This window comes from Algoriphagus aurantiacus (genome assembly GCF_035156405.1).
Taxonomy (GTDB): Bacteria; Bacteroidota; Bacteroidia; order Cytophagales; family Cyclobacteriaceae; genus Algoriphagus; species Algoriphagus aurantiacus.
Window position 1 is genome coordinate 25795 of sequence record NZ_JAXRUT010000009.1, and the last position, 13190, is coordinate 38984.

General features: G+C 38.8%; 12 protein-coding genes. 3 read left to right on the forward strand and 9 right to left on the reverse strand.

All coding sequences use genetic code 11. The annotated features are described in order from the left end of the window. Positions 1–2 precede the first annotated feature (2 nt). The 3 genes from SYJ56_RS10775 to SYJ56_RS10785 form a co-directional block, all read right to left on the reverse strand. The gene (locus tag SYJ56_RS10775) at positions 3–1106 is read right to left on the reverse strand and encodes a glycerate kinase (protein WP_323834100.1); all 1104 of its coding nucleotides are present in this window, start codon (positions 1104–1106) and stop codon (positions 3–5) included. Between the two features lie 3 nt (positions 1107–1109). Further along, a complete protein-coding gene (locus SYJ56_RS10780) occupies positions 1110–2459 on the reverse strand; it encodes an alanine/glycine:cation symporter family protein (protein ID WP_323834101.1) in 1350 nt (449 codons plus the stop codon). 153 nt (positions 2460–2612) lie between these two features. Then, positions 2613–4211 (reverse strand): family 20 glycosylhydrolase, encoded by a 1599-nt coding sequence (locus SYJ56_RS10785; protein WP_323834102.1) that lies wholly within the window; start codon positions 4209–4211, stop codon positions 2613–2615. 242 nt (positions 4212–4453) lie between these two features. Between SYJ56_RS10785 and SYJ56_RS10790 the strand changes: the two genes are divergently transcribed. Then, on the forward strand, positions 4454–5911 hold the full coding sequence (locus SYJ56_RS10790) for a Gfo/Idh/MocA family protein (RefSeq protein ID WP_323834103.1): 1458 nt from the start codon (positions 4454–4456) through the stop codon (positions 5909–5911). A gap of 47 nt (positions 5912–5958) precedes the next feature. Here SYJ56_RS10790 and SYJ56_RS10795 read toward each other — a convergent pair whose 3' ends face one another. The 6 genes from SYJ56_RS10795 to SYJ56_RS10820 all read right to left on the reverse strand — a co-directional run bounded on the left by SYJ56_RS10795 (position 5959) and on the right by SYJ56_RS10820 (position 11606). Further along, complete coding sequence (locus SYJ56_RS10795) at positions 5959–7569, reverse strand: OmpA family protein (protein WP_323834104.1); 1611 nt, start codon at positions 7567–7569, stop codon at positions 5959–5961. Between the two features lie 3 nt (positions 7570–7572). Further along, positions 7573–8544 (reverse strand): deoxyhypusine synthase family protein, encoded by a 972-nt coding sequence (locus SYJ56_RS10800; protein WP_323834105.1) that lies wholly within the window; start codon positions 8542–8544, stop codon positions 7573–7575. A gap of 97 nt (positions 8545–8641) precedes the next feature. Next, complete coding sequence (locus tag SYJ56_RS10805; RefSeq protein ID WP_323834106.1) at positions 8642–9250, reverse strand: OmpH/Skp family outer membrane protein; 609 nt, start codon at positions 9248–9250, stop codon at positions 8642–8644. 89 nt (positions 9251–9339) lie between these two features. After that, on the reverse strand, positions 9340–10242 hold the full coding sequence (locus tag SYJ56_RS10810; RefSeq protein ID WP_323834107.1) for a histone deacetylase family protein: 903 nt from the start codon (positions 10240–10242) through the stop codon (positions 9340–9342). Between the two features lie 52 nt (positions 10243–10294). Then, complete coding sequence (locus SYJ56_RS10815; RefSeq protein ID WP_323834108.1) at positions 10295–10858, reverse strand: hypothetical protein; 564 nt, start codon at positions 10856–10858, stop codon at positions 10295–10297. A gap of 382 nt (positions 10859–11240) precedes the next feature. Further along, complete coding sequence (locus tag SYJ56_RS10820) at positions 11241–11606, reverse strand: phage holin family protein (RefSeq protein ID WP_323834109.1); 366 nt, start codon at positions 11604–11606, stop codon at positions 11241–11243. Between the two features lie 169 nt (positions 11607–11775). On the opposite strand from SYJ56_RS10820, the gene SYJ56_RS10825 reads away from it, so the two are divergent. After that, positions 11776–12525, forward strand: coding sequence for an acyl-CoA desaturase (locus SYJ56_RS10825; protein WP_323834110.1), 750 nt, complete (start codon positions 11776–11778; stop codon positions 12523–12525). Positions 12526–12686: 161 nt separating this feature from the next. Further along, positions 12687–13016, forward strand: a complete 330-nt coding sequence (locus SYJ56_RS10830) for a BlaI/MecI/CopY family transcriptional regulator (RefSeq protein WP_323834111.1) — start codon at positions 12687–12689, stop codon at positions 13014–13016. Positions 13017–13190: the final 174 nt, after the last annotated feature.

The following is a 13190-nucleotide window of genomic DNA, read 5'->3' on the forward strand; positions in this document are numbered from 1 at the left end:
ATTCAGGTGTCCAGAGAGAACTTACTCGCTAGTAAAGCTTGCAGGTTTTGTCTGGACTTCTCTTTGAAATCGGTTTTTGAGAAATCTAAATCAGGCAAAGTCATCACCTTGTCAAATAGCTGTACTCCATTTTCGTTTCCTGATGTTATTAAGGCTATTTTTTTAGAATTATTATGTGCCAGTTGCATCAATTCAAAGCAAGCTTTTCCTTCAATAGATTGGCTGTCGTACCTCCCCTCTCCTGTGATTACCCAGTCGGCCCATTTCACTTTGGATTCTAGCTTTACTTTTTCAAAAAAGTAGTTTGAACCCAATTTGATTTCATTTTCAAAAAAAGCTGATAATCCTAATGCTATTCCCCCCGCTGCTCCAAAGCCTGGTTCATCTACGAAAGTTTTCATCTGTTTTCTGTAAAGCTGCTTAACGACTTTTTCACATACTGCTTGGTACATTTCAAACTGACTTGGTAAAATCCCTTTCTGTGGCCCGAATACTGGAATAGCTCCCCTACCCCCTAAAAAAGTATTTTTAACATCACAGATGCATGAAAACCTAACTTTGGAAATCTTGGGGGATTTCTGAATATGTCTGATTTTAGATATGAAATCGGGACTAAATTGTGTTAACTCTCTTCCATATTCATCCAAAAAATCAATACCTAAAGCAGCCAGTATTCCAACACCTAAATCTACTGTAGCACTACCTCCAAGTCCTAATACTATTTCAGTAGCCCCAAGATCAATTGCTTTCCTCACTAGCAGTCCTGTACCAAAGCTTGAAGCAACAAAAGGGTTCAATGTCTCATTTCCCAACAAAGCAATTCCAGAAGCCGCAGAAACGTCTATGTAAGCTTTTTTACCATCATTATCCCAGCCATAGGAACAAAGAATAGGCCTGCCAAATGGATCAAGCGACCACGTCATTTTTTTCTCCAAGCCTAATATATTAGTCAAAAGCTCACATGTTCCATCCCCTCCATCAGCAATTGGAAGTAACTCAGTATTGAACTGAGGGAATTTGCTTTCGATAAACACTTGAATAATTTCTCCTGATTCACGAGCACTCATAGTGCCTTTAAAAGCATTGGGAGAAATCAGGATGTTCATTATTTAGGCATTTTTCATTCTATGAAAATAATCCTTCATTGCTACCCGTACTTTAGGAGCTAAGTAAAAGGTGGAGATCATAGTAGGTACAGCCATAATCGCGTACATACCGTCTACTAAGCTAATTACCACGTCTAGAGACGCCACAGCACCTGCCACAATGGTGATCAAATAAAAGTAATTGTAATAATCAGCTCTTTTTGCTCCAAACAGATAGCCGAAACACTTATGGCCATAGTAAGAATAGGTGAACATCGTAGACAAAGCAAAAACAAGTACTGCAATCATTAATAGATATCTACCAACATAAGGAAGTGCCATATCAAAAGCAGCTAGAGTCAACCGTACCCCATCCTTCTCTGTTGATTCCCATACTCCCGTCAGCATGATCACTAAGGCAGTAAGTGTGCAAACCACTATTGTGTCGATAAAAGGACCAAGCATGGCTATCAAACCCTCTCTAATTGGCTCATTATTTTTGGAAGCTCCGTGGACCATTGGGGCTGTTCCGATGCCTGCTTCGTTAGAAAATGCTGCTCTTCTCGCTCCTATAATTATCACTGCCCCTACTGCACCGCCAGCCATTGCTTCCCCTGTGAATGCATCAGTTATGATCTTCAAAAGCATATCAGGCACATCTCCTATGTATTTGAAAACTATTATAATCACTGTTATAAAATAGAGACCGACCATAAAAGGCACCATTTTAGAGGCTACTCCAGCTATTCTTTTGATGCCTCCAAGAATTACAATAGCCACAAGGACCATCATCGTGACTCCTATAATCCATCTAGTCTTATCACCTTCATCCAAACCAGCTGGTTCTAAAATCACAGTCCTAAGTACAGCGGTTAATTGATTTGCTTGAAAAATGGCCAATAAACCTAAAATACCTGCTCCACAAAAAATCACAGAGAGAAATTTCCATTTCTTTCCCATACCCTCTTCAATGACATACATCGGACCTCCTTGTATTTGACCCTCAGAATCTTTTCCGCGATACATTATGGCTAGGCTACAGGTATAAAACTTGGTAGCCATTCCTACAAAGGCCGAAACCCACATCCAAAAAATGGCACCTGGGCCACCCATATTTATAGCAATGGCCACACCGCTTATATTCCCTAAGCCTACCGTCGCAGCAATTGCTGAGGACAAGGCCTGGAATGAAGTGATCTGACCTGGCGCTAGGCTATCATCATATTCCCCCCTAAGTAGTCCAATTGCATGGCCAATTTTACGAAATGGGACAAAACCTGAATGCACCAACAGGACCAATCCACCTCCCATTAAAATGACAAGCATTGGTGTTCCCCAAATCCAGTTAGCAAAGGAAATAATATATTCGCCCATTAAAGTTTTCTTGTTATAGAAATCAAATTACTTGATCGGATGATTTTAAATAAACAACCATATTAGGTTCATTTTAATGAAATTCAAAGAATATCATTTCCTAAGCAGCAAAAAACCCGGTTGATGCCGGGTCTTTCAATTCTTCTGTATCGTTTACCAATTGACTTTTGGAGATCTATAGAATCCTATTCCATTGATATCCCATCGTTTACCTTGCTGAGCTATTCTCTTTTGGAAATCCTCCCAATTTCGTCTCTCATTGGATGACCAAGAAACTTCAGCGAGTGCTGCTAATCTAGGGAAAGCCATGTATTCAATATCAGCACGATTGGCAATTGTTTCAGTCCACAGCGGTGCTTCAACGCCTAAAATATCAGATTTATTAATTCCGTCTGCATAGGTTGCTGGATCCCAATTGTAGGAGTCATCAAGTTCTATATAAGCTGCCCAATGAAGGCCAAGTCTAGAAGTAGAGTCATATTGCATGTCGAGATAGGCACGTTTAGCTGGTGACATAAGAATCTGGTTACCTTGCTCCTTTGCCAAAGTTGCATTTTCTTCCAAAGCCCAAAATTGAGCTACTGTACCAGGTGATAATTTAGCAGTTGCTATTTCATCCCAACCAATGCTCTTTTTGCCATACTTGGTGACAATGTCCTGAACCCGTTCCACAAAATAGATGTAATCATCCTTTTCTGTCACATGAGACTCATCCCCTCCAATATGAATATATGGGCCTGGTGTTAGCTCAACAAGCTCTCTAATAACATCTTCCACGAAAGTATAGGTGATTTCTTTGTTGGTAGCGAATGTGCTAAAACCTACCTCAATACCTGTGTAAAGCTCTGCTGGCTTTGGGTTGCTGTCAAGAATGTCAAAATCAATTTTACCTTCAGTCATGGTAGCAAAGTCACCATCTGGCAAATTCACACCTGGATTCAATTCTCCGTAGGAAGCCAAAGCAGCATTTGTATGACCTGGCATATCTATTTCAGGTACGACTGTGATAAACCGATCTGCTGCATGTTTGACGATTTCAGTATAATCTTCTTGGGTAAAAAAACCACCTTCAGTACCTCCTACTTCAGTTTTCCCACCAATTTCAGTCAGTTTTGGCCACGATTTGATTTCAATTCTCCAACCTTGATCATCCGATAAATGCAAGTGTAAATAGTTGAATTTCAGACTTCCCATCTGATCGATGTAATGTTTCACATCTTCTACACTGATGAAATGTCTAGCTACATCCAGCATAGCTCCTCGATAAGCAAACTCAGGCTCATCTTCTATCTTACCATTCCCAATTATCCAATCCCTATCTACTTTAGTAGTATTTTCAATTTCCACAGGTAATGTCTTGATCAGTGTCTGCATACCATAGTAAAGTCCTGCTTCAGAAGTTGATGAGATTTTCACCTGATCACTTGTAATTTCAATACTATATTTTTCGGAAGCTTCCCCACTGGTCAATTCCAAAATCAAATCTCCACTTTCGGTGGATACAGGTATATCATATCCTGTAGCTGGTCGTAATTTATCCGCTAGAAAACCACCAACTCTTGATAAATCCTCACTATTGCCAATCAACTTGATTGAAGAACTTGAGGTTAGTTCATACACGCCAGATTGGGGTGAAATTGAGCTCGGAATTGGGATGATCCCAGTATCTTCAAGTTTAACTGAATCTGGTGCTTGGCAGGAACTAATAGAAAATACTGCAAGTGCAGCAAAAATCCATAAGGAATGTTTCATAAAATAAAGGTTTGAGTAAACTTAATTTATTTTTTTTAATAAGACCTCTTATACTAATTGATTTTATAGAAAAACAAATAACCTAACCCTCAACTCAACTAATCACAGCATCACCTTAAAGTATTTATATGGATGGACTCAAGATTGTGACTTGTTTTTGATAATTTCAATTTTCATAGAGTCTAAAAATAGTCTGACTCAAGAAAATACCAAAAACCCTCTTTAACATAACTATTAATCTAATGAAAAGTAATGGCTCAGGTTCTGGGAGTTCCCGGAGAAAATTCCTTAAAGGTTCAGCATTAGCTGCTGCAGGATTTTACATTGTTCCAAGAAATGTCTTAGGTGGACCAGGCTTTATAGCCCCAAGTGATAAACTCCGTGTAGCAAGTATTGGCGTCGGAGGAATGGGCGGAAGTGACGTACGAGGTATAACCCGAACAAAAAAGGTGGATTTCATCGCACTTTGCGATGTAGACGATACCAGAGCTAAGGCAAGTAGAGAATTGCACCCAAAGGCAAAATACTACACGGATTACAGAGAGATGTTGGAAAAGGAGGAAAACAACATTGACGCAGTTACGGTATCAACCCCCGATCACACGCATGCAGTTGCAGCTATGGCGGCAATGAAGATGGGTAAGCATGTGTATGTGCAAAAACCACTTGCCCACGATATCTATGAGGCAAGAATGCTAACGGAAGCAGCAGAAAAATATAAAGTAGTCACCCAAATGGGTAACCAAGGCTCTTCGGGTGATGGAGTTCGCAAAATGGTAGAATGGTATGAAGCTGGGCTAATTGGTGAAGCTACCAAGGTTTATTCCTGGACAGATCGACCAGTCTGGCCTCAAGGAATCCAGTGGCCAACTGAGCCTGTTACTCCTCCGGCTGATTTGGACTGGAATCTGTGGTTAGGTACAGCTCCCTATAAAGACTATGTTGGTAACCTTGTTCCATTCAATTGGAGGGGTTGGTGGGATTATGGAACAGGAGCACTGGGTGATATGGCATGTCACATCATGGAACCTCCCTTCCGAGTACTTGGGCTTGGCTATCCAAAATCTGCCGAATGCTCAGTAGGATCTGTTTATGTAGGAGAATTTCAAAGAGGCTATTTCCCTGAAAGTTGCCCTCCCTCTTCTCACATTACGTTGCGATTTGATAGACCAGGTAAAGAAGATCTTGAATTCCACTGGATGGATGGCGGGATTCAGCCAAACAGACCTGAGGAATTGGCTCCTAATGAGCAAATGGGTGACGGTGGAAACGGCGTGATCATCGAGGGAACCAAGGGTAAAATGATGTGCTCTACTTATGGAATAAACCCACAGCTTCTTCCTACTTCAAAGACAAAAGATATAAAGGTGCCGGAGACACTATATAGAGTGCCAGGCGGAGATTCCGGTCACTATAATAACTGGGTAGAAGCTTGTATTGCAGGGCATGGTTCTGAAGCGTATAGAAATTTGAGTTCTCCATTCTCAATCGCCGGCCCTCTAACAGAATCCGTGTTGATGGGTAATCTAGCTATCAGAAGCTATGATTATAGGAATACTAAATCTAATAATGCGAATCAGTTTGATTACCCAGGAAGAGGAATCCAACTCTTATGGGATGGACCAAATATGAAGGTCACCAATTTCGAGCCGGCCAATCAATTTGTGAAGCGGGATTATAGAGGAGACTTCTCTCTTTAACAAGTATAAAACGGCTTTGAAAAAAAATTCAAAGCCGTTTTATTTATTTATCGTTCTACTTCTAGTTCTACCCTTCTGTTTTTTGATCTACCAACTTCTGTTGCGTTGGAAGCAAATGGTCGCGTGCCACCCCAACCTGAGATTCTCAAGCTTTCAAAAGGAACTCCTTGCTCGATTAAGAAATCTCTTACGCTTCCCGCTCTTTCTAGAGATAGTGCCTTATTCAGTCCAGGATCACCCGCACTGTCGGTGTGACCATGAATTCTAAGTTTCATTTCAGGATTTTCCAAAAGGAAATCTGCCAATTCTGCCAAAGACTCTTTGGTCTGCTCTCCTTCCAATTCTGCTGTTCCTCGTTTGAAGCTTACATTATCCAATAATACTATGCTTCCAGACTCTGCCTTTGTCATCAGCACTACTGTCGGTTCACCAGTTTTTACCTCACTTAGTAAAACTGACTTTGGAAAATAGCCTTCAGCATTTACTTTTACTTCTTTCACCTGTGAGTTTACCAAATCAGATAATTTAAGTGAATCAGTTGACATGTTTGAAATTGTATTTTCACCAGCTTTCCAACTTATAGAGAAAGGAACCAATGTCCTATTTTTAGCATCTACTACAAACCAAGAAATAGGACTTTCTTCCTTTTCAGCAGTTTCCTCTGTAACTTTTACTTCAGGAAAGCCAACCGCTGATGAAGGATAAATCGGCACAATTGACATAGCTTTAGCTTCCTCTGGCTCCACACTAGCTAATGCTGCAGTAAATTCCTCAGGAATCTCCAATGGAACTACAGTTTCGAAAGTCAATAAATCTGCAAACCCATCACTATTCTGAGTACTTGTCCATACTACTTCCTCCTCATTGATAAAAGTGACTGAAACTTCGGATCCAGGGGAACTCACTTGTTCCCAAATCACCGGCTTACTCCAGTTATTCCAACCTTCACCCATTCGCTTAGCTATAAAAATATCTTTTCCTTCTGCACCTTCATGCATATTGGATGAGAAATACAATTGTCCAGACTTGGTATCATAAAAAGGACTCATCTCTTGCCCCATTGTATTGACTGCCGAACCGATATTTACAGGTTTGGACCACTCAATCGGACCAATTTTCTCACTGACATAGATATCTTCGTTTCCTTTGGAATCTTTTCCTTCTCCTGAAAGAAAAATCACTTTACCTCCAGATGCTACACGTCCGCTAACTTGGCCAGTAAGTCCAGCCAATCCATCCATTGATACCTGACGAAGAAAATTCCAATCAGTACCAAATTTGGAGTACTGATAAATCCCGAATCTCTGACCACCGGTGTGATATACTAAGAGTGTAAGAAAATCCTCAAGTCCTAGAGAAAAATCATATCCATCCGTGCTGAGATCTGTTCGATGGACTGCGTCTTGCCATTCTCCAGAATCAGACTTTTTTGTCATCCATATATCACCAGGATCTGTGACTCCTCCGACATTATTTGGGTGAAAAGCACGAGTAAACAGTAATGTATTATCTCCTATCCAAACAGGATTCATATCGTCCTGGGGACTATTTGCGCCAGAAAGTGACACCACTTTTTGAGCTTGAAGATTGAATGAAAAGCAAAAAGCAAGCAGCATTACGCTACTTGCTCTTTTAAATACGTTTTTGAATTTTCTCATAATTTATTGATCTAGCACAATGGCAAATACCAAAGGTGCTACGATCGTTGCATCAGACTCGATAATAAATTTCGGTGTATCGATTCCTAGTTTGCCCCAAGTGATTTTTTCATTTGGCACAGCTCCAGAATACGAACCATAAGAAGTGGTCGAATCAGAGATTTGGCAGAAATAGCCCCAAAGAGGCACATTTTCCCGTTGTAAATCCTGATGCAACATCGGCACCACACATATAGGGAAGTCTCCTGCAATTCCCCCGCCAATTTGGAAAAATCCTATAGTACTTTCATCTGTTGCTGTATTTGTGTACCATTCTGCGAGATACATCATGTACTCAATTCCGGTACGAACAGTGTGCACATTCTTCACATCACCCGAAATCACGTGACCTGCAAACATATTTCCCAAAGTAGAATCTTCCCATCCCGGTACAATGATGGGAATGTTCTTTTTGGCAGCTTCTAGTAACCAACTATCCTTTGGATCTATTTGATAAGAGTCTTCCAGCTTGCCCGAAAGCAATATTTTATAGAAAAACTCATGTGGGAAAAATGCTTCTCCAGCTTGATCGGCCTTCACCCATTCTTCTAAAATCACATGCTCAATTCTTCGCATTGCTTCCATTTCTGGAATACAGGTATCAGTCACCCGATTCATATGTCGCTCTACCAAATCCTGCTCTTGAGCTGGCGTAAGTTCTCGGTAATTTGGAATTCGTTCATAATAATCATGTGCAACCAAATTGAACACATCCTCTTCCAAATTAGCCCCAGTACAAGTGATTATTTGAATCTTGTCCTGACGGATCATTTCCGCGAGAGAAATACCCAACTCTGCAGTGGACATAGCGCCCGCAAGAGTGACCATCATCTTGCCACCATTGTCCAAATGGCTTTTATAACCTTCAGCTGCATCGATCAAGGCAGCTGCATTGAAGTGTCTATAATTGTGCTTTAAAAATTCAGTGATTTTCATTCTATAATTTTTCGTTAGAGGCCCAAAAATACCCAATTTTTTCCCACAAAAAAACCCAGCCTAAGCCGGGTTTCATTATTGGAAGAAGTATCTAAGCTTATTTTGCTGTGTCTGCAGGAGCTGCAGTATACTCCTTGTTTAATCCTTCTATTACAGACTCAGTAAGGTCAAGAGCATCATTTCCATACCATACGGCTCCACCTCTAGTGTAGCTCAAAATCATCGTAAGGTCATTGCTTTCAGCATATGATTTAAGGTACTTCTGAACTCTATCGTACACTTCACTATAAAGTGCAGCTTCGTCAGCTGATAATTCTTGCATCAGATTATCACGATAAGTCATTAGGTTTTGCTCTTTTTTTGCCAATTCCTCTTGCTTAGCTCTAGCTTGGTTCTGAGTCATATTTCCGCCAGTTTGTTGGAAATTTTGAACTTCCTGCTGAAAACCACTAGCTCTACCTTGAAGATCTCCTTCAAATCTCTTCCCTTTTTCCGTTAGCTCTTCTGATTTAGTTTTGAAGTAATCATACTTGTTGATTACGCTATCTGTATAAACAAAAGCAATATTCAAATCACCTTGTTTAACTTCTTTTGAAGTGTTTTCTTCAGTTGCTGTAGAAGTTCCAGCTGTATCGCAGCCGTATAAAAGCACTGCAGCAAGGCTCAATGCACCGATTAGTTTTAGTCCTCTTTTCACTTTGTTCATGTTATTGATTACAAGGGCGCAAATATAAAGAAAGTATTGATTTTACAAGAATTGACTTGCGATCTATGGGTAAATTTGACAATTACAGTTTAGAAATATAGATCTTGAGCCAACCTGTAAACTTGGGTATGAGCTTCTACAATTTTGGATACTTTGGAAGAATATCCTCCGCCCATACAGCACATAATAGGCAAATTGAGTGATTTAGCAAGATTCAAAACGATTGCATCTCTATTTTTCACTCCTTCAATACTCATCGCCAATCTCCCTAATTTATCACTTTCTAATACATCTACTCCAGCTTGATATATTATAAAATCAGGTGAAAAATCATTTAAAATAATTTCAAGTTGAGATTGAAGAATCCTAAGATATACGTCATCTTTTGTGCCATCAGGTATAGCGCAATCCAAATCAGAGACTTCTTTACGCATAGGATAATTCTTTTCTCCATGCATGCTGAACGTGAAAACATCAGGGTTATTAGAAAATATGCTTGCTGTTCCATTTCCTTGATGTACGTCTAGATCTATTACAAGAACCTTCTTAGTACTTTGATTATCAATCAAATAATTTGCCGCTACTGCAATATCATTTAGCAAGCAAAACCCTTCACCCCTATCCGCATATGCATGATGTGTACCACCTGCTATATTCATTGCTATTCCATGCTCCAAAGCATATTCTGCCGCTTGAACTGAGCCATTTAAAATTGTGATTTCCCTTTCCACAAGGTCCATGGATAATGGAAAACCAGTAGCTCGAACTTCAGATTTTGATAAAGCTAAGTTTTTGAGCCTACCATAATACTCCTCTGTGTGCGTGTTCAGAATCCACTTTTCGTCTAAGGGTTTTGGTTCAAATAAATTCTCTTCTTTTACTATCCCTTCGTGCAGCAATTGACCTGGGAGCAACTCATATTTTTCCATTGGAAATCTATGACCTTTGGGCAAAGGGTGTTTGTAAATAGGTGAAAAGGCAATTTTTAGCATAAAAAACGCTTGTGGTTAGCAAGCGTAATAGTTTTGTTCCAATTCAATAAGTTCAATCTTCGAAATCTTCTTCCTCAGACTGAAAAGCATACATGGTATCATCAAGCTCTAGAGTATCGTCATTAAACTCCTTAACAAAGCTTGATATGACAGCCTCCTCAATACGATCTATATTCAAAGCGGCATCAACACCGATTCCAAAGTCATGATGAGTATCTACATCAACGAATTCCTGCACTTTAACACTTTCTTCTTCCTCTATCTCCATAATAATCTCGGTAATAAACCAACCAATCTCTTCCTCTTCGCTAGTCAACGGCTTTAAATTACCATTTTCATCTTCTTCATATGAGATGCCTTTGAAGTTTGGAAATTTCTGAGCTGCCTTGTGCTCAGCTAGTTCGTACACTTCACTAGCATGATGTAATCTGAGTGTGTATAATGCTGCATCGTAAATGACTTCTTTACCTTGATACATTCCAATAAAATAGAAATTCACAAACTCCTCAGAGTTTTCTTCGTCGGGAATGATTTTAAACGTTTTATTAAGCATTCTTAGCTCTTCCTTCAGCTCTTCAATGCGCGTTTGATCAAAACCTGGATTTGAAATTGACATGGGTCAAATATTTAAAGAACAATAACTTTTAAGTGATTAGCAATCCAATAATACTAAATCGAATAGTAATATAACATCAAAATCTAATCGAATTTAATTAAATGAACAAAGTCTGATAAAGAAATTGCTATAAAATTGAGTAATTCTAAGGAGTTTAAAATTTTGAATCTGAAATTGAACTGGAAAGTTGTAATAATCCCATGAATTAGCCCAATGAAAGGCATTTTTTTAACTTGTTCAGATTTAACAAACCAGAATCACTTTAAGTGATATAAGGATTAATAAAAGTCATTTTAGTGAAAATCTATTTGTTCCAGTATTCGAATCCTTCAATGAATACTGATTTTTATAATTGATTATCAAGTATTTAGATATTTTTCTATCAACCAGAAGGATTTAAATTATTTCCGAAAAGTGAATTGATAACACTCAGTACAATCGCAAACAAAATTGCCCACCAAAAACCATCAACCTGAAATCCCGGAATAATTCTATCAGCCAGCATGATCATCAATGCATTTATTACAAGTAAAAATAGTCCGAGAGTCAACACTGTGATCGGAAAAGTCAATATTATCAATAAAGGTTTTAGTGTAATATTGATCAATATGATTACGGCTGCCAATATGAATCCAGTCACAAAGGTATCAATATGAATACCTGACAAAAAGAATTCAGCTATAAGCACCGCAATCCCGCATAAAAGAATTTTGACTAAAAAGTTAAAGGGTTTGTTTGTCTTTTCCATAAAAATAAAAATACAGATTTAGGTTAACATTTCTCAAAACCTGATAAATATCATCAAATATCATCTCATAAAATCATCTCATAAAATGGAATGGAACAGACTTGAAATTCGTTACTTAAAATACGGTACATTATATTTGCAGCCAGCCTTAACTTAAATCCTACACCGAGTGATAATTATTATTTTCTTCCTGATGCATTGGTATTTCTCTTTGTTTTGCCAAAGCTTCTTCTTGCATAGATACGCGGCCCATCAGATGTTCTACATGAACAAGTATTGGGAAAAATTCTTCTACTTCTTCACATGGATGTGGCAGGGTAGTTCATACCTATCACCGAGAGCATATGCTATTCTGCATAGAATGCATCATGCCTATAGTGATACTCCAAAGGATCCACATAGCCCGCATCATACAGAGAATTTATTTACTATGATGTGGAAGACAAAAAACATCTACAATGAGTACTTTTCTTTTCGCTTAAAACCAGAGGAAAGATTCTCCAAAGACATTCCAGATTGGAACAAGTTTGACAAATTTGCAGATACCATGCTCGTCAGAGTAAGTTGGGGATTATTGTATGTTGCCATCTATGTACTCTGTATTTCTGTGTTTGATATGCCAGGTACTCATTGGTGGATGTACTTTCTACTTCCTATCCACTTCCTTATGGGCCCTGTGCATGGAGCTATAGTAAACTGGAGTGGACATAAGTATGGATATGCAAACTTCGACAACAACGATCATTCTAAAAACAGTCTATTGTTGGATGTATTGATGTTGGGAGAGCTATTCCAAAACAATCACCACAGGCTTCCTAACAGGCCCAACTTTGCAGTGAAGTGGTATGAGTTTGACCCTACTTATCCAATCGTCAAATTGCTTCACATGACACGGATAATTAAGTTAAGACCTGCTTAGTTTTTTGGCCTCATACGAGGCCATTTTTTTTGAAATTGATAAATGGATATACAAACACCACATCTCTTTAGTTAAAAAATATTAAAAGTAAAGGTAGTTTTTTTTGCAATTGTGAAACTAAACGAATAATTTTCTTGCAATTAAAACTTAACGCCTTACTTATGAAACCATTAACAAGAGCCGAAGAGGAGATCATGCAGATCCTCTGGGAAATCGAGCGAGGATTCGTCAAAGACATCCTTACCCCTATGACCGAGCCAAAGCCTGCATACAACACTGTTTCAACGATTGTTAGAATATTGGAACGCAAAGGATTTGTAAGCCACAAGTCCTACGGTAAAAGTCATGAGTACTTTCCGATAGTATCGAAAGACGAATATCGTTCTTTCATTATTAAAAAAATGTTGGATGGTTATTTCGAAAATTCCTTCGGAAAACTCACTGATTTTTTCAAAAATGACGAAACGCTGAATACCAAATCGTATCAGTAATCATTTTTGAGCAAGAGTATTAATCAAAAAAAACCTGGTACCCTATCAGGTTTTTTTGATTAAATTTCTCAATCTACCTCTTTAAGTAATTCTTCAATAGCTTTCTCTAGCTGTTGGTCTATATCCTGATCTACTTTTCAAGGCATATTTTTTACTTCAAATACAGGTCTAGTC